The organism is Mammaliicoccus sp. I-M35 (assembly GCF_022386455.1).
GTDB lineage: Bacteria > Bacillota > Bacilli > Staphylococcales > Staphylococcaceae > Mammaliicoccus > Mammaliicoccus sciuri_A.
On record NZ_JAJNIL010000003.1, the window covers coordinates 232,260 to 250,935 of the forward strand.

The following is an 18,676-nucleotide window of genomic DNA, read 5'->3' on the forward strand; positions in this document are numbered from 1 at the left end:
CCCGTGTAACTACGTTATAATATTAAGGGTAAAGATTCACAGCAAACTTTGACGTTACATTAAAATTATTATAAACTAGAAAAGATAATGTAGGGTTATCTTTTTTAAATGTGAATAAATTCTCTGGAGGGAAAAATAATATGGCATCAATATTAGAAATCAAAGATTTACACGTAGAAATCGAAGGTAAGAAAATTCTTAAAGGTGTAGATTTAACTATTAAACAAGGTGAAATCCACGCAATCATGGGACCTAACGGTACTGGTAAATCAACTTTATCATCTGCAATCATGGGCCATCCTAGTTATGAAGTAACACAAGGTGAAGTACTTCTTGATGGTGAAAATGTATTAGAAATGGAAGTTGACGAGCGTGCGCAAGCTGGTTTATTCCTAGCTATGCAATACCCATCAGAAATTTCTGGTGTAACAAATGCTGATTTCTTACGTTCTGCAATTAATGCTAAACGTGAAGAAGGCGATGAAATTAACTTAATGCAATTCATTAAGAAATTAGATAAACAAATGGATCTATTAGAAATGGACCAAGATATGGCTCAAAGATACCTAAACGAAGGTTTCTCTGGCGGTGAGAAGAAACGTAACGAAATTCTTCAATTAATGATGTTAGAACCTAAATTTGCAATTTTAGATGAAATTGACTCAGGTTTAGATATTGACGCATTAAAAGTTGTATCAAAAGGTATTAACAAAATGCGTGGAGAAGACTTTGGTTGTTTAATTATTACTCACTATCAAAGATTATTAAACTATATTACACCTGACTTTGTACACGTTATGATGCAAGGTAGAGTTGTTAAATCAGGTGGCGAAGAATTAGCAAAACGTCTTGAAGCAGAAGGTTACGAGTGGATTAAAGAAGAACTTAACATTAAAGACGAAACAATTAACGCTGAATAATATATGATCATGATAGTCAAGTAGGAGGAGTATAAATGGCAACTGAAACAAAGTTAAATATTAACGTTGAAGACTTAGTTAATTATTCAGCATCTCAAAATGAACCACAATGGATGACTGATTTAAGAAAAGAAAGTTTTCAAAAATTAGATACATTAGAAATGCCTAAACCAGACAAAACAAAAATTGACAGATGGGATTTTGATTCATTCAAAACACATGCTGTTACAAGTGAAACATTTGATACTATCGACAATTTACCAGAATCAGTTCGTAAAATTATCGATACTGAAAATGCTACAAACTTAATTGTTCAACATAATAATACACCTGCTTTTACTAAAGTAGATGAAAAATTAGTCGAACAAGGCGTTGTAATTAAAGATTTAAAAACAGCTTTAATTGAAAATAGTGATTTAGTACAAAAATACTTCATGACAGACGCAGTTAAAGTTGATGAACATAGATTAACAGCTTTACACGCAGCATTAGTTAACGGTGGTGTATTTGTATACGTACCTAAAAACGTTGTTGTAGAAGACCCTGTTCAATACGTTGTATTACATGATGATAGCGATGCAAGTTTCTTCAACCATGCGATTATCGTAACTGAAGAAAGTGCAGAATTAACTTACGTTGAAAACTATTTATCTACAGTATCTTCAAACGAAGGTCAATTAAACATCGTTTCTGAAGTAATTGCTGGTGCAAACTCAAACATTACTTACGGTACAGTTGATTTCATGGATAAAGGCTTTACTGGTCACATTATCCGTCGTGGTACAGCAGCAGCTGATGCGACAATCGATTGGGCTTTAGGTTTAATGAATGACGGTAGTACAATTAACGACAACACGACTTATTTAATGGGTGACCGTTCAAACTGTAACTTAAAAACAGTCGTAGTTGGTCGTGGAGAACAAAAACAAAACTTCACAACACAAATCATTCAATATGGTAAAGAATCTAATGGTCACATATTGAAACATGGTGTTATGAAAGATAGTTCTTCTTCAATCTTTAATGGTATTGGTTACATCAAACACGGTGGTACGAAAGCAGATGCTCAACAAGAATCTCGTGTTCTTATGTTATCTGAAAAAGCACGTGGAGATGCAAACCCAATCTTATTAATTGATGAAGATGATGTAACAGCAGGACACGCAGCTTCAGTAGGTAGAGTAGATCCAACTCAACTTTATTACTTAATGAGTAGAGGTATTTCTCGTGAAGAAGCAGAACGTTTAGTTATTCACGGTTTCCTTGATCCAGTTGTATCTGCATTGCCAATCGAAGACGTTAAACGTCAATTACGTGAAGTTATTGAATTAAAAGTAACAACACAAATATAAAAAAGGCACAGAAAGGTCTGATAATGTGGCCGAATCAACATTTAATGTAGAAAAAATTATAAAAGATTTCCCGATATTAGAACAACAAGTTAACGGTAGTAGACTCGTGTATTTAGATTCATCAGCCACAAGTCAAACACCTACTCAAGTCACTGATAGCATTGTAGATTACTACAACCGTTATAACTCTAATGTTCACCGAGGTGTGCATACACTAGGTACACTTGCTACGGATGCTTATGAAAAAGCACGAGAAACTGTTAGAAGATTTATAAATGCACAATATTTTGAAGAAGTTGTGTTCACTAGAGGAACTACAACAGCAATCAACTTAGTGGCGCATAGTTACGGTGATGCAAATGTTTCTGAAGGTGATGAAATTGTTGTCACACAAATGGAACATCATGCGAATATCGTGCCATGGCAACAGCTTGCTAAAAGAACAGGTGCTAAACTTAAATTTATTCCAATGTCAGAAAGTGGCGAACTTGAAAGAGAGGCAATTGAAAGTACGATCAATGATCGAACTAAAATTGTCGCAGTCGCTCATGTGTCTAACGTATTAGGTACAATCAATGATGTTAAATATATTGCAGAAGTCGCACATCGTCATAATGCTGTTATTGCAGTAGATGGTGCCCAGTCAGCACCACATATGAAAGTGGATGTTCAAGATTTAGATGTAGACTTCTTTAGCTTTAGTGGTCATAAAATGTTAGGCCCTACTGGCATAGGTGTCTTATATGGTAAACGTGATTTATTAGATAAGATGGAACCAATCGAATTTGGTGGAGATATGATTGACTTTGTTGGATTAGAAGATGCAACATGGACAGACTTACCAACGAAATTCGAAGCTGGTACACCGCTTATTGCTGAAGCAATTGCTTTAGCTGAAGCGATTAAATATATTGATGCTATCGGTTTAGATAACATTCATCAACATGAGTATGATCTTGTGAACTATGCTTACAATGAAATGTCTAAAATTGATGGACTTGAAATATATGGACCTACTCCTGATAAAAGAGCTGGATTAATTACATTTAATGTAGAAGGTGTTCACCCACATGACTTAGCAACAGCATTAGATTCTGAAGGCGTAGCTGTAAGAGCAGGTCACCATTGTGCACAACCATTAATGAAATGGTTAAACCAATCATCAACAGCAAGAGCAAGTTTCTATATTTATAATACTACTGAAGATGTTGACCAACTCATTCAGGCACTAAATGGCGCGAAGGAGTTTTTCTCTTATGAATTTTAACAATTTAGATCAACTATACCGTTCTGTCATTATGGACCACTATAAGAATCCTCGTAATAAAGGCGTTCTTGAAGATGGCTCTCTAACAATAGATATGAACAATCCTACATGTGGAGATCGCATCCGCTTAACATTAGATGTAGAAGATAATGTTATTAAAGATGCTAAGTTTGAAGGTGAAGGTTGCTCTATTTCAATGTCTAGCGCATCTATGATGACTGAAGCGGTTAAAGGTCATACAATCGAAGAAGCATTAGAAATGAGTCAAGAATTCTCAAACATGATGCTTGGTGAATCCTACGATATTACAGAAGAAATGGGCGATATAGAAGCACTATCAGGTGTATCTAAATTCCCAGCAAGAATCAAATGCGCTACTTTAGCATGGAAAGCATTTGAAAAAGGAACAAAAGAGCAAAATAACGCGTAACTTTTGAAAAATGGGCGAACGCTATTATAAAAGAGGAGTGAAGAAAATGGCTAAAAAATCACCAGAAGTTGGAGATTATAAATATGGCTTCCATGATGAAGACGTTTCTATTTTCCGTTCAGGTAGAGGTTTAACAGAAGAAATCGTTAAAAAAATATCTGAAATGAAAGACGAACCACAATGGATGCTTGATTTTCGTTTGAAATCATTAAAACAATTTTACAAAATGCCAATGCCAATGTGGGGTGGCGATTTAACAGAGTTAAACTTTGATGAAATCACGTACTACGTTAAACCATCAGAACGTTCTGAGCGTTCATGGGATGAAGTACCAGAAGAAATCAAAAATACTTTCGATAAATTAGGTATTCCTGAAGCAGAACAAAAATATCTTGCAGGTGTATCTGCACAATATGAATCAGAAGTTGTTTACCACAACATGGAACAAGACTTAGAAGAACAAGGTATTATCTTCAAAGATACTGATTCAGCATTACGTGAAAATGAAGAATTATTCAAAGAATATTTCGCAAGTGTTATTCCAGCTGCAGATAATAAATTCTCAGCATTAAACTCAGCAGTTTGGTCTGGTGGATCATTCATTTACGTACCAAAAGGCGTAAAATTAGAAACACCACTTCAAGCTTACTTCAGAATTAACTCTGAAAACATGGGTCAATTTGAAAGAACATTAATTATTGCTGATGAAGGTTCTTCAGTACACTATGTAGAAGGTTGTACAGCACCTGTTTATACGACTAATTCATTACACTCAGCTGTAGTTGAAATTATCGTTAAGAAAGATGCATACTGCCGTTATACAACAATCCAAAACTGGGCTAACAATGTTTATAACTTAGTTACTAAACGTACTTTCGTATATGAAAATGGTACGATGGAATGGATTGATGGTAACTTAGGATCTAAATTAACAATGAAATACCCATCTTGTTTCTTACTTGAAGAAGGCGCTAGAGGTATGACTTTATCTATCGCGCTTGCAGGTAAAGGACAAGTTCAAGACGCTGGTGCAAAAATGATTCATAAAGCGCCTAATACGTCATCAACAATTGTTTCTAAATCAATTTCTAAAAATGGTGGTAAAGTTGTTTACCGCGGTCAAGTACACTTCGGACGTAAAGCAACTGGCGCACGTTCAAACATTGAATGTGACACATTAATTATGGATAACGAATCTACATCAGATACAATTCCTTACAATGAAATCATGAACGATAACATTTCATTAGAACACGAAGCGAAAGTTTCTAAAGTATCTGAAGAACAATTATTCTACCTAATGAGCCGTGGTATTTCAGAAGAAGAAGCAACTGAAATGATCGTAATGGGCTTCATCGAACCATTTACAAAAGAATTACCAATGGAATACGCAGTAGAAATGAACCGTCTAATCAAATTCGAAATGGAAGGTTCAATTGGATAATACCAATTAAACTGTGTAAGACAATATTTATAGATAAAATAACCCTGTATAAGTTCTTAGTCGTAAGAACTTATACAGGGTTTTTCTATTTCTTAATCTATTTTAGATAATATGTTTATAAAGTAATCTTCGATTTTGTTCGTGCATGCTTGCCTAGGGTATGGTTCGAGCCAATAGTCTCTCACTCATACTATTCCCTCAGGCGTCAGCACTTAACAAAATCGATGGGAGATATTTTTAATATAGAAAATATATACCTATTTATATGTTTGTGGTATTATTTTTACAAATTAAGGAAATATAAAATGAAGTCTTACAAGGTTATCATAATGAGGTGATCAATGTTGAATAACTTAAAAGAAATTTTTAAAAATATAACAATACTAGAAATTATATGCTTTATACCATTTGTGTTTTTGTTTTCGTATTTACCTAATTCGAATATGATATGTATAATTGTTAATATAGTTATAGTTATTTTTTGTTGCTTAGGTGCTTCACATTTATTTTACTTAATCAAAGATTATAAAAGGAATAAAGCTAACAAGTAAATGGAGGTAGACAGTGTTTAATATCATACTAGATATATGTATATTAGTAATTTCTTTAACCATTTCTATATACGTTGCAATATCTAAAAATATAAATATTATTGCTTCTATAGAGCATGATAAAGTAAAGCCAGAAAATATAGCTAAAATCTCATACATATTTGCTACTTGTTTATTTTTGGGAACAGTGTTAATTGTTGCTGGAGATATAGTTTATGATTTTAATTTTATATTATCAATCATTTCTATTATATTAGGTATTTCAGTACTCTTAATGTTTTATGCCTTATTTATAATGATAGAGAAGAAGTGAATTTTGGATTTATAATACTACCATATAAAGATGGCCCCGTAGAATTTCTACGGGGTTTTCTATGACTTAATCAATTTTAGATAATGTAACGGATGATGTTCTATTTCTTAAGTCTACTTCGATTTCTTCAAGGCTTCTGCCTCTTGTTTCTGGTAAGTATTTAATGACAAATATCATTGCAAGTATACCGATGACTGCAAAGATTAGAAATACTTGTTCGATTCCCATTACTGATGTGAGCAGTGGGAAGAATTGTGCGACTAATAAGCTACCTATTGATAAGGATAATGTCGCGATACCTGTTGCTGCGCCTCTTGCTCTCATTGGGAATAGTTCTGGTAACATGATCCATAAGATTGGTCCCCAAGTGAATGCAAAGAAAACAATGAACAATGTTAAACATGCGACAATAATCCATGCGCCGACTGTTGAATGTAATCCGATTGTCCATACGAGTGTTGCCATAATAAGTAATGAACAAACCATACCGATATTACCTGTAATGAGTAGTTTTTTACGGTCAATTTTATCCATTATATATATTGCAAATATCGTTACAATTACATTGACTGATCCGATGCCGACTGTTCCAAGAATAGCTGTTGCATCTCCTAAACCTGCTTTACTAAAGATTGTTGGTGCATAGTAAATGATGGCATTAATGCCGATGATTTGTTGCAGTAGTGCAAATATACAGCCTATAACAAGTACGGGTCTTAGCCAAACGGATTTTAAGACTGTCCATGTACTTTCTGATATATGAATGATTTCTTTCATTTCATCAATTTCTTTATCAATTTCTGATTGTTTTCTTGTAATTGCCATAACTTTTCTAGCGGCTTTTTCACTTTTATGTTCAAGTAACCATCTAGGGCTCTCTGGCATAAAGTAAACACCGATCATTAAGATGACAGAAGGTACAACTGCTAATCCAACCATCCATCTCCAAGCTTCCATATCTGCGAACGCATAGTTGACTAAATATGAAGCAAGAATACCTATTGTGATCATCAGTTGGTTTAATGAACTTAAAGAACCTCTCGTGTCAGTAGGTGCCATTTCTGATAAATAGACTGGCACGATCGCAGTAGAGCCGCCGACTGCTAACCCGATTATAAATCTACCTATAACTAGGATAATCATTGATTGTGCTAATGATAGAATTAATGCACCGACGATAAAGACAATCGCAATAACAAATACGAGCTTTCTTCGACCGAGTTTATCCGATAGTGGTCCACTGAATCCTGAGCCAAATATTGCACCGACTAACATTGAACTCACGACTAAACCTTCAGTGAAACTTGTGAGTGGTATATCATTTTTTATAAAAAGCAACGCGCCAGATATAACACCTGTGTCATATCCGTAAAGCAATCCACCTAAAGCACCTAGGAAGAAAATTAACTTCGTTCTAAAATTGCTTGCTTCCATTTTATTACCCCCATGTAATTTGAATAACGCCATCAGAAACTTTAGTTAAAATAAAAGGTTGAAGCTCGTTGATGGTATTTAATTATTTAAGATAACTAAAAAAGTTGTAATTACACTTTGAATCTGATTTAATTATTAATGTAAGCCTTTTCAAATAGAAAATCAAGTAATATATGAATAAATATATTCTATTTAGTTATTTTAATTTACTTAAAGTTAAGGAGGGGTGTCGTGAAGCAATCATCTCGGATCAATATTAATTTAATGAAAGATTATAATAAGCAACTTGTATTAAGGACGATTCAAAAGTATGGACCAATCTCTAGAGTAGAAATTGCGAATAAAATTGACTTATCAAGACCTTCAGTTTCAGAAATTGTTTCAATATTAATTGATGAACAATGGATAGAAGAGAAGGCAATGCAAAGAAAAGTTAGAGGCAGACAACCTATACCACTTGATATTAATAAAGAGAAAAAAGTGATGATTGGTTTAGAAATTGGTGCATATAGAACGAGTATTATTGTCAGCAATTTAAGAGCGGAAATCCTATTTGAGAAACAAATAGAAATGGATTTACAAAAAGATCCGAATGACATGATTGTTTATTTAGGACAAGAAATTCGTTTAATTGCAGAAGAATATTCAGCGCAACAAATTGAAGTTCTAGGTATTGGAGTAGGCATGCACGGATTGGTCGATACTCAAAATGGTACAAATATCTTTGCGCCAAACTTAGGATGGAGAAATATCGAAATTAAATCGATATTAGAATCTGAAACAGACTTGATGGTCTTAATTGATAATGATTGTAATAGTGCAGCACTTGCGGAAATGTGGTTTGGTCAAGGCAAAGAAGAAACAAACTTTATATCGGTCATCGTGGATTATGGTGTGGGTGCAAGTATTATCAATAATGGATCGATTTTAAGAGGCAATCATCATATTACAGGTCAAATTGGACATGTCACGATAGATCCAGATGGTCCATTATGTTCTTGCGGTAATTATGGCTGTTTAGAAACATTGACTTCAGAAACAGCAATTTTAAAAATGATTAAGCGTCAATTAAAAATTGGTCTTAAAAGTCAAATATTAAATGTACAGTCTGAAATTGATGAATTAAGTATTGAAGATTTTTATGGGGCAGTGAATCAAGGCGATGAATTATGTGTCCAAATTGCTAAAGAAGTTGGTAGGAATCTTGGTTTAGGCTTTGCAATATTAATCAATTTATTTGGACCAAAATTTATTGTATTAGGTGGTAGTTTAACAAAAATTAGTCATCTCTTACTACCAGAAATTAAAGCAATCATTCGGTTAAAAGTAATGGGGGAAGATGCGAAAGGGACTCCAATCGTAACTTCTGCTTTAGGGGACGATTTATACACGATTGGCGCAGCATCTTTAATTGTAGAAGAAATATTCTCATTACCAAAACCAAATAAATGAATATAAGGAGGAATTATAAATGAGTGAATTAAATGAACAAGTCATTATTGTAACTGGCGCAGGAAAAGGTATCGGTAAAGGTATTGCAAAACAACTTGGCAGTAAAGGCGCAAAGATAGTCGTTGCGACAATTGATCCAGAGTTTGGTAAAGAAACAGTAGCAGAAATAATCGATAACGGTGGCGACGCATACTTTGTTGAAACAGATGTATCTAAAGAAGAAAGTATTATTAATATGGTTAACGAAACAGTGAATCATTATGGAAAAATCAACACACTTGTTAATAATGCAGGTATCACAGTGTTTAAATCAATTGAAGAAGCAACAGTTGAAGATTGGGATTCTATTATCAATATTGATTTAAGAGGAACATTCTTATGTTCTAAACATGTCATCCCAGAAATGAAGAAACAAGGTGGCGGTTCTATTATCAATATTTCTTCAAACCACTCAATCGCGACTTTACCAGATACTGATATGTATGCTGCAGCTAAAGGTGGCGTTAATGCGATGACAAGAGGTATGGCATTAAGTTTAGGTAAATACAATATTCGTGTTAATGCGATATGTCCTGGATTTACGAACACATCACATTTAAAAAATTGGTTTGATTCAATGGAAAACGAAGATGAAGTGAGACAAGGTGTCTTAGATTTACACGCGACATCAAGAATTAATGAACCAGAAGATATAGGTAAATTAGCGCAATATTTAGCATCTGATGATTCTGAAATGATGACAGGTGAACACTTAGTCATTGATGGTGGTTTATCTGCACGTTTATACAACGCAGACGGCTATTAAGTTATAAGGAGGGTCATGAAGATGGATGTATTGTCTATTGGAGAAACGATGGTTGTGTTTGCACCTAAAGAAGTAGGACCAATGCGTTATGCTCAAGACTTTTCAACGCATATAGCTGGGGCTGAAACAAATACGCTTATTGGGTTAGAAAAGCTTGGTGTTAAAACTGGCTGGATCAGTCAATTAGGAAATGATGAATTAGGACAGAAGATTTTAAATTTTGTTCGTGGTGAAGGTATTAATGTAGATTCTGTAAAATTAATATCTGAGGCGTCAACTGGCATTTTTCTTAAAGAGAAATTTCGACAAGATCAAACACGCGTCCATTATTATAGAAAAGGTTCAGCAGCTAGTCTAATGTCTGAAGCAAATATAGATGAAAGTTATGTCGCTCAATTTAAATATTTATATGTCACAGGTATTACGCCTGCTTTAAGTGCATCTTGTAAACAAACAATATTTAAACTCATTTCGACAGCAAAATCATTAGGATTACAAATTGTTTTCGATCCAAACTTAAGACTCAAATTATGGTCTGAAGATGAAGCGAAAGAGACATTAAAACAATTAATCGCTTTAAGTGATATTGTGTTGCCAGGAACGAGTGAAGGGGCATTTTTATTCAATACACAATCTGAAGAAGAAATCGCTCAAGAAATTATTAATTTAGGTGCATCAACAGTAGTTGTTAAATTAGGAAGTAAAGGTGCTTACTATGTACATAACGACATTTCAGGTTATGCAAAAGCTTCAAAAGAAATAGAAGTGGTTGATCCTGTTGGTGCTGGAGATGGCTTTGCGGCAGGTTTAATTGCAGGTATTATAGAAGGATTATCCATTCATGAAGCGACTGAACAGGCTTGTAATGCTGGTGCACTTGTGACAACGGTTAAAGGTGATGTTGAAGGCTTACCAACTAAAGAAGAAATTGAACAGATGAAGCATACAGGTCATGTAGATGATGTAATTAGATAAGGAGGCGTCTAAAATAGATACATTACAAACAATCAAAGAAACTAAATTAATCGCAATTTTACGAAATGCAAAACCCAATGATATTTTACCAATCGTAGAAACGTTATATAAAGCAGGTATTCGAGCGATTGAGGTTACGATGAATTCACCTAAAGCGTTAGAATCTATTGAACTGATTTCTAATGAAATGAAGGATAAAGTTGTAGTCGGAGCAGGTACAGTCTTAGATGCAGAATCAGCAAGGTTAGCTATTTTAAGTGGTGCAACGTTTATATTATCGCCAACGGTAGATAAAGATACGATTCGCATGAGTAAAAAATACGGTGCCGTAAGTATACCAGGTGCTTTATCACCAACGGAAATTTTAGAAGCTTATGAATACGGTGGAGATATTATTAAAGTCTTTCCAACAACAAGTTTAGGTCCTGAATATATTAAAGATTTACAAGGTCCATTACCGCATATTCCACTTTTACCAACAGGTGGTGTGAGTATAGACAATGTTACTGACTTTATTGAAGCGGGAGCAGTTGGTGTCGGTTTAGGAAGTGCTTTAGTTAATACGAAAGTAGAAACGAATAAAGCATATTTTGAAGAACTAGAACAAAAAGCACAAGCATTTTATAACAAAGTACATTAAAGAGGAGTGCTAACATGAAGATTGTAGACTATGAGTTGTTTCAAGTACCACCGCGTTGGTTGTTTCTAAAAATTACGACGGATGAAGGTATCGTTGGATGGGGTGAACCTGTAATTGAAGGTAAAGCTCAAACTGTTGGTGCAGCGGTTGATGAATTTATGCAACAGTTGATTGGCAAGGATCCTTTAAATATCGAAGATCACTGGAATATGATGTATAGAAGTAGCTTTTATAGAGGTGGTCCAATTTTAATGAGTGCCATTTCAGGTATAGACCAAGCATTGTGGGATATTAAAGGTAAATATTATAACGCGCCTGTTCATGAATTATTAGGAGGGGCATGTAGAGAATCTATGAAAGTATATTCATGGATTGGTGGTGACAGACCTCAAGATACTGCGAACGCTGCTAAAAAAGCTTTTGAAAATGGTTTTGAAGCAATCAAAATGAATGCAACTGAAGAATTACAATATATAGATAGTTATGACAAGATAGAAAGTGTTGTTCAACGTGTAGCTGGCATTAGAGAAGCAGCTGGCAATCACTTAGGTATTGGAATTGATTTTCACGGGCGTGTTCATAAACCAATGGCTAAAGTCTTAGCGAAAGAATTAGAGCCATACAATCCAATGTTTATAGAAGAACCTGTGTTAAGTGAAAATATAGAAGCGGTTAGAGAAATTAGTCAAACGACTACTATTCCTATAGCACTTGGGGAAAGACTATTTTCAAGATGGGATTTCAAACCTATTTTAGAAAGTGGATTTGTCGATATCATTCAACCTGATTTATCACATGCTGGTGGTATAACAGAATGTAAAAAAATTATTTCTATGGCAGAAGCTTATGATGTAGGTGCTGCACCTCATTGTCCACTTGGACCTATCGCTTTAGCATCATGTCTACAAGTAGATGCAACTTGTCACAATGCTTTTATTCAAGAACAAAGCTTAGGCATTCATTACAATAAAGACAGTGATATTCTAGACTATATTACAAACAAAGAAGTATTTGAATTTAAAGATGGATATGTAGATATTCCTAAAAAGCCTGGCCTTGGTGTAGAAATTGATGAAGCACATGTCAGAAAAATGGCGGAAGTCGGGCATGATTGGCATAACCCAATTTGGAGACATAAAGATGGCAGCATTGCAGAATGGTAAATATAACGTATATTTATAACATGATTAAAGGCTGAGACAATGACGTCTCAGCCTTTAATTGATTTCTCTATATTCATAAACTTGAAGTGGGTTGAACTTTATTAAATAATGATCATACCATGTGCTTAATCCATATTTTTGTTTGTAATGTTCTAAAGCTTCATCTATATAACCTTCAGATACGTCTAAATAATTACTCAGTTCAAATTTATTATGGACACCTGATTGGTATGCTTGCACAATACTTTTTAGAGGTATAATTTTTTCAAATCCTAATCTTCTTGCTTTATGTTCAAATTTCCATTTCCATAATTCACTTGTATCGAGAATATCTCCATAAGATATATCATGATGGGCTAACTCTTCTCCTAGCACTTCTAATTTTTCTTTGTTAGATAAATTATCTTTCAATAAAATTAATCCATCTACATATAAACCTTTCAGTTGATTGGGAAGGTTACTTGTTTCTTTAATCACGATGTGTTCATTATTGATAAGTGTTTTTTCATATCTATTCAAATTATCCCCACCATATTATCCATTTAATAAATCATTTGTTTTGATGCTTTAGAAAATCAACATATTCTAATACTTTCTTCAATTCTTCTTCTGTTAATTCTCCATCTAAATGTGCGGCAATCGTTTCTGCAGTAGAGTTATAAGATTGTTTAGCTTCCCCGTCTAAAATATAACTGACACTCACGTCAAATAACTTTGCCATTTCTTCTATTTTCTTCATCTTTGGTGCTTTTCTTCCTGTTTCCCAATATGAAATGGATTGTTTTGAAACTTGTAACGCATCTGCTAATTTTTGTTGCGTCCATCCATTTTTAGTTCTTAATAAACTTATTTGTTCAGAGAGTTTATTTTGAGACACCATAAGTTTCCCGCTCCTTATATGATTGATACTATTATTATAACCTATAGTTATATTTTATCAATAATTTTGCAGAAAAATATAACTAAAAGTTATTGACGTCAACCAAAAGTTATATTATAGTGTAACCAAGGAGGTGAGACACATGGTTAAAATGAACTTCAAAACAGATAAAGTAAATTTGAATTATTCCGAAGAAGATAACAGAATCCCAATTGATCCAGACAAAGTTAAACAATTTATCGCAATGATAGGTGGGTTCTTAGGTGCACTATATTTAGCATTGAATGCATCTGGTATTTCGGTAGAATGGTTGAACCCTCAAAAGTTAAATGCATGGATGAATGTATTAAACACAGGGATACCTATTGTATTTGTGCTTTATGGTATTTGGAAAAACACATTCATTTTTACAAATCAATCACGTGAACAAGAAAAGTTCTTAAAAGAATCTGGTAAAAAATAAAAATGAGAAAGGATGATTGAATGTTAACAGCTATAACATATTTAACTAAAAAAGGATGGGAAATTTCATCTGACCCAAGAACGTACAATCAATATCCGAAGAACTATGGATACAGAAATTACAGAGAAGATGGCATAAATTATGATGCCTATTGTAGTGGTTATCATAGAGCTTTTGATGTCTATAGTAATGAAACGAATCAAATTCCAGCAGTTACAAGTGGAACAGTTATATTAAGTGAACCATTTGGTAATTTCGGAGGCACAATTGAAATTAGAGATAGTAATGGCAATGATTGGATTTACGGACATATGCAAAGAGATACATTGCAATTTTCTAAAGGTGATAAAGTCATTCAAGGTGACATCATTGGTTTACAAGGCAACAGTAATTATGACAATAATCCGATGAGTGAACATTTGCATATCCAATTACGTCGAAAAGGTGAAGACATTTCTAAAGAAGTAACAAGAGTGTGCAGTGGTATGCCAATTGAAAATTATGATATATCCAAACTTAATCAAAAATTAGATCAATCTAACAATAAAGGAGCCGTTAAAATGAGTAGAAAAATTATGATTGTAGCAGGACATGGATATAATGATCCGGGCGCAGTAGGAAATGGAACAAATGAAAGAGATTTTATTAGAGCGAATATCGTAGACAGAGTAGCAAATTATTTAAAACAAGCAGGTCATACAGTTGGAATATATGGTAAAGACCAAGATATGTATCAAGACACAGCATACGGTGAACAAGTCGGAAATAAAACAGATTACGGATTATATTGGGTGAAATCACAAGGTTATGAAATTGTAGTAGAATTTCATTTAGATTCAGCAGCCGCATCAGCTACAGGAGGTCATGTTATTATTCCAAGTGGATTAGCAGCAGACAGTATTGATACAGCATTACAAGCAGCAGTGAAAAAACATGTAGGTACTGTTAGAGGCATTACAGAAAGAAGTGACCTATTACATTGTAACGTTGCTAAAGCAGAATATATCAATTACCGATTAGTAGAATTAGGATTTATTACCTCAACAAAAGATATGAATTACATTAAAAATAATTTAAATGCATATACTAAATCACTAGCAGAAGCCATTAACGGCGGTGCCCTCAATACGAAGCCAACAACATATACAGTCGTAGCAGGAGATACACTGTGGAGTATCAGTCAAAAAACAGGCGTTACCGTAGCAACATTAAAGAAATTGAACGGATTAACATCAGATGTCATACAAATCGGACAAGTATTGAAATTAAAATAGGAGACAAAATAATGAACAAAAACGCAGAAAAAAATACCTTAACCATAAAAATTATACAATGACGGCCATCATTAAATAACATTATGTAAGGTATCCGAATAAATTAAATATACCACAAAACCCTCGCTATCAACAAACAAATAGCGAGGGTTTTAATTGTAAAAAACTGTATAAAAAGTAATTGGCAGAATATTATGAATTAAATATATTATTCTTAAGACGTCTTGAATAACTTGAACTTAATATATAGATAAGGGGAGAGGCAAAAATATGTGCAGAAAGTAATCCAACATAGCAATTATGGAGAGTTTATAAATGAAGAAAATTACAAAGACTACTATATTTCTTATATTCGGTATTATAACTTTTATATTCTTAAATTTTTATAATTATATAGATGATATTAAATTGCCAGGATACAACAAAGCATTAGTTATAGCAAAGTGGGACAAGAAACATAATAAAGAAGAAATAAATAGGTTATTAGTTAAACTTTCTACTGAACATAATATTTCGATGATTCGAGTAAATGGGAATTATGATGATAATGGTAAAACTAAATATTTATCTCAATATAATTTGAACGAGAAACTTAATTTTAATGAAAAAGCATTTAATCGTAACAAGAAATATCAAATTATAAAACCAGATAATAAAATTTTGGGTAAAGTAAATTTGGTTGGAACAACTTTTTTTATAAAAGAGAATCCCAAGAGTGATTTTTATGAAACATTAGAAGAAAAAGGTTTAACAATTGAAGATTATGAATTTCCATTACATTTAATAATATTGGAATATATAAGTACCCATCAATTACCTTCTACTTTCATAATTTTATTAGTAATAATTTTCATAGCTATTTTATATGATCAACTTGCTTCAGTGAAAGAAATGTCTATTAAACGAATACATGGATTCACATCGTCAAAAATTATAGCTTTACAATTATTAAAAATTACGAAAATCTTTGTTTCACATTTCATAATAATAACTTTAAAGGCAACTATTGGATTATATTTATATAATCAATTGGCACAAATCAGATATATCTTTTGGTCATATTTAATTTGTGTAGTAATATTTTATATTATTTTGATTATGGTATCGCTAATGTCTTACTGGTTAGTATCTAAACAAACTTTTAATATTCAAAAATATATAAAATTTGAAGGTGTTGGCAATAGGTTCCAATACTTACCAAATATAATTAAGTTAATAGTGACTTTAACATTACTCAATGTTATATCGATTTCAATACATAATTACATAGAAACGGTTGACATTGTTAACAGTGAAAAGCATTGGTTTAAGAATAAAGATTTATATATTGCTGATTTGACAACAAATGAAATAGAAACAGGTAAGAAACAGTTTAAATATTCAGATCAAGAAGTGATAAATTTATTAAACAAAATTCCTGAAAAGAATTGGATGCTTACATTTCATAGACATTATAATTGGAAAAAATCTGGGGAGAAATATGATTTAGATAATGCTATCTATGTAAATAAGACTTTTATTGATAGAAATAAAATTAGTATAGAAAACAAAGAATCAGTAGATTTTTCAAAAATTACAGCACTAATTCCTGATAATGGTTTTTCCAAAGAGAATATAAATAAAATAAAAAAAGATTTACAAGAAGAGATTGAATTTTATGATGAAATTGAGAAAGTTCCTAATAAAGAAAGGTATCTAGATATCAAAGTTCATAAAATAAAAAATAATTATAATTTATTTAACTATAGTACAGGTGTATATAGTAAAGAGGTTATATCTTATAATCCAGTAATAATAATATTACCTAAAGGTTATTATCCAATTTCTTTCTATAGTTCTGCTACATCACAAGGGTTATTGCTCTTTAATGATTATGATCTAATTAAAAGTAAACTAGATAATAATAAGTTTGATACAGAAATTCAAGGTTTGACTAATGCTTATAGTAGTGTATTGACTGAATATAATAAAATAAAACGTAATCTATTTGTTTCTGTTACTACCTCTATACTAGGAATCATAATATTAATTTCAGTATATCTATTTATTATTAATATTTATTGTGATAGAGAGAAAAAAGTGATATTTGTAAGAACTATTCATGGAGATTCTTTTTTTAAAAAGCATATAAGTTTTGTGATAAATAGTTTAGTTTCTACATTTATAGCATTATTTATTGTGAATTTTTTTGATATTGTAGAAATTTCATTCAAATTAATGATTTCAATCATTCTTTTCGAATTACTTTCTGTCATGATTTTTATTAATCGATATGAATATCATTTGTTGAAAGATGCAAGAAGAGGTGAGACTCAATAATGAAAAAGTTAATTTATACATTAATAGCAAGCATTATGATTATTTGTATAATTTTATTTACGATGAAAAATATTGATGAAAAATTGGATGTAGTAAATCCCTTTGTTAAAAGAGGGTGGAGTTATGCTAAGGTTCCATATAGTAGCGATGCTGAACATTTAAGTAAACAAGAAATAATAAATATCCAAGATTATAAAGATATTGAATCTTATGATGAAAATGGTCATAAAAATAACTACCTATTGGACTTTAAAGGTCATAGCCCTTCTGAACAATATGTCAAAATCGATCACAAAGGTAAATGGGTTTATTTTATAGAATATATTAGTAAATCTGAGTATGAGAAGATGATTAAACAATGATCCGTGTAAATAATTTAAGAAAACAATTTAATGGTGTTAATTTATTTAGTGATTTGAGTTTGAATATTAACAAAGGTGAAATGGTCGCCATAACTGGGAGAAGTGGTTCGGGAAAATCTACTTTATTAGGTTGTATGTGTGGCTTAGAAAAAATTGATGGTGGCACTATCTATATTGATGGTGATGACATAACTAAGATGAAACGTAAACATAAGATGCTTTTATATCGAAATAAGTTAGGCTATTTGTTTCAAAACTACGCACTTATCACACATGAAACGATTGAATATAATTTGGACATCGTACTAACTTATAAAAAATTGAGTAAATCACAGAAAAAAGTATTGAAAAATGATGTCATGAAAAAAGTAGGATTAAATAAACCACTTAATACTAAAATTTATACATTAAGTGGAGGAGAACAACAAAGAGTCGCAATTGCTAGGTTACTATTAAAAGAACCTCTAATCATTTTTGCAGACGAGCCAACAGGTGCTTTAGACAATGATAATAAATATAAAATACTTGAACTTTTATCAGAATTTAAAGGTAAATCTACTATATTAATTGTTACGCATGACGAGGAAGTTATGAAATATTGTGATAGAAATATACAACTTGCTACATGAATG

At 32.4% G+C, this 18,676-nt stretch carries 20 protein-coding genes; 17 read left to right on the plus strand and 3 right to left on the minus strand.

Features of this window, described 5'->3' with window-relative positions:
* Positions 1-140: 140 nt before the first annotated feature.
* From sufC to LQ679_RS05485, 7 genes are all read left to right on the plus strand, one after another.
* The gene (gene sufC, locus LQ679_RS05455) at positions 141-920 is read left to right on the plus strand and encodes a Fe-S cluster assembly ATPase SufC (RefSeq protein ID WP_025904375.1); all 780 of its coding nucleotides are present in this window, start codon (positions 141-143) and stop codon (positions 918-920) included.
* Positions 921-955: 35 nt separating this feature from the next.
* Positions 956-2,272: a Fe-S cluster assembly protein SufD gene (sufD, locus tag LQ679_RS05460; RefSeq protein ID WP_037588816.1), complete on the plus strand. Its 1,317-nt coding sequence runs from the start codon at positions 956-958 to the stop codon at positions 2,270-2,272.
* 25 nt (positions 2,273-2,297) lie between these two features.
* On the plus strand, positions 2,298-3,539 hold the full coding sequence (locus tag LQ679_RS05465; RefSeq protein WP_037588817.1) for a cysteine desulfurase: 1,242 nt from the start codon (positions 2,298-2,300) through the stop codon (positions 3,537-3,539).
* Complete coding sequence (gene sufU / locus LQ679_RS05470; RefSeq protein ID WP_025904378.1) at positions 3,529-3,969, plus strand: Fe-S cluster assembly sulfur transfer protein SufU; 441 nt, start codon at positions 3,529-3,531, stop codon at positions 3,967-3,969. Before LQ679_RS05465 ends, sufU begins: the two co-directional genes overlap by 11 nt.
* Positions 3,970-4,015: 46 nt before the next feature.
* The gene (sufB, locus tag LQ679_RS05475) at positions 4,016-5,413 is read left to right on the plus strand and encodes a Fe-S cluster assembly protein SufB (RefSeq protein WP_025904379.1); all 1,398 of its coding nucleotides are present in this window, start codon (positions 4,016-4,018) and stop codon (positions 5,411-5,413) included.
* Positions 5,414-5,754: 341 nt separating this feature from the next.
* Positions 5,755-5,964, plus strand: a complete 210-nt coding sequence (locus LQ679_RS05480) for a DUF6007 family protein (protein ID WP_126476600.1) — start codon at positions 5,755-5,757, stop codon at positions 5,962-5,964.
* Positions 5,965-5,977: 13 nt separating this feature from the next.
* Complete coding sequence (locus LQ679_RS05485) at positions 5,978-6,277, plus strand: hypothetical protein (protein ID WP_159315262.1); 300 nt, start codon at positions 5,978-5,980, stop codon at positions 6,275-6,277.
* 66 nt (positions 6,278-6,343) lie between these two features.
* On the opposite strand, the gene glcP is transcribed toward LQ679_RS05485, so the two are convergent.
* Entirely contained in the window at positions 6,344-7,711 is a 1,368-nt protein-coding gene (glcP, locus tag LQ679_RS05490) for a glucose transporter GlcP (protein WP_239762235.1), read from the minus strand.
* Positions 7,712-7,942: 231 nt separating this feature from the next.
* Here glcP and LQ679_RS05495 point away from each other — a divergent pair, with 231 nt between their 5' ends.
* From LQ679_RS05495 to dgoD, 5 genes are read left to right on the plus strand one after another with little or no spacing between them, the layout of a single operon-like run.
* A complete protein-coding gene (locus tag LQ679_RS05495) occupies positions 7,943-9,163 on the plus strand; it encodes an ROK family transcriptional regulator (protein ID WP_239762236.1) in 1,221 nt (406 codons plus the stop codon).
* Between the two features lie 19 nt (positions 9,164-9,182).
* A complete protein-coding gene (locus tag LQ679_RS05500; RefSeq protein ID WP_107565548.1) occupies positions 9,183-9,968 on the plus strand; it encodes an SDR family NAD(P)-dependent oxidoreductase in 786 nt (261 codons plus the stop codon).
* A 21-nt stretch (positions 9,969-9,989) separates the two neighbouring features.
* A complete protein-coding gene (locus LQ679_RS05505; protein ID WP_126476596.1) occupies positions 9,990-10,943 on the plus strand; it encodes a sugar kinase in 954 nt (317 codons plus the stop codon).
* A gap of 31 nt (positions 10,944-10,974) precedes the next feature.
* Entirely contained in the window at positions 10,975-11,583 is a 609-nt protein-coding gene (locus LQ679_RS05510; RefSeq protein ID WP_316251584.1) for a bifunctional 4-hydroxy-2-oxoglutarate aldolase/2-dehydro-3-deoxy-phosphogluconate aldolase, read from the plus strand.
* Between the two features lie 14 nt (positions 11,584-11,597).
* Positions 11,598-12,746 carry a galactonate dehydratase gene (gene dgoD / locus LQ679_RS05515; protein ID WP_126476594.1) on the plus strand — a complete coding sequence of 383 codons (1,149 nt, stop codon included), beginning with the start codon at positions 11,598-11,600 and terminating at the stop codon, positions 12,744-12,746.
* A gap of 54 nt (positions 12,747-12,800) precedes the next feature.
* Here dgoD and LQ679_RS05520 read toward each other — a convergent pair whose 3' ends face one another.
* Complete coding sequence (locus LQ679_RS05520) at positions 12,801-13,265, minus strand: ImmA/IrrE family metallo-endopeptidase (RefSeq protein WP_126476593.1); 465 nt, start codon at positions 13,263-13,265, stop codon at positions 12,801-12,803.
* 31 nt (positions 13,266-13,296) lie between these two features.
* On the minus strand, positions 13,297-13,626 hold the full coding sequence (locus tag LQ679_RS05525; protein WP_126476592.1) for a helix-turn-helix transcriptional regulator: 330 nt from the start codon (positions 13,624-13,626) through the stop codon (positions 13,297-13,299).
* Positions 13,627-13,768: 142 nt separating this feature from the next.
* Between LQ679_RS05525 and LQ679_RS05530 the strand changes: the two genes are divergently transcribed.
* The 5 genes from LQ679_RS05530 (at position 13,769) to LQ679_RS05550 (ending at position 18,673) form a co-directional block, all read left to right on the plus strand.
* Complete coding sequence (locus LQ679_RS05530) at positions 13,769-14,089, plus strand: phage holin (protein WP_078099932.1); 321 nt, start codon at positions 13,769-13,771, stop codon at positions 14,087-14,089.
* 20 nt (positions 14,090-14,109) lie between these two features.
* Entirely contained in the window at positions 14,110-15,363 is a 1,254-nt protein-coding gene (locus tag LQ679_RS05535; RefSeq protein WP_126476591.1) for an N-acetylmuramoyl-L-alanine amidase, read from the plus strand.
* A 315-nt stretch (positions 15,364-15,678) separates the two neighbouring features.
* Positions 15,679-17,682, plus strand: a complete 2,004-nt coding sequence (locus LQ679_RS05540; RefSeq protein WP_196307677.1) for a hypothetical protein — start codon at positions 15,679-15,681, stop codon at positions 17,680-17,682.
* Complete coding sequence (locus LQ679_RS05545; protein WP_058591498.1) at positions 17,682-18,044, plus strand: YxeA family protein; 363 nt, start codon at positions 17,682-17,684, stop codon at positions 18,042-18,044. Before LQ679_RS05540 ends, LQ679_RS05545 begins: the two co-directional genes overlap by 1 nt.
* Positions 18,041-18,673, plus strand: a complete 633-nt coding sequence (locus LQ679_RS05550) for an ATP-binding cassette domain-containing protein (RefSeq protein WP_037588831.1) — start codon at positions 18,041-18,043, stop codon at positions 18,671-18,673. Before LQ679_RS05545 ends, LQ679_RS05550 begins: the two co-directional genes overlap by 4 nt.
* The last annotated feature ends 3 nt before the right edge of the window (positions 18,674-18,676 follow it).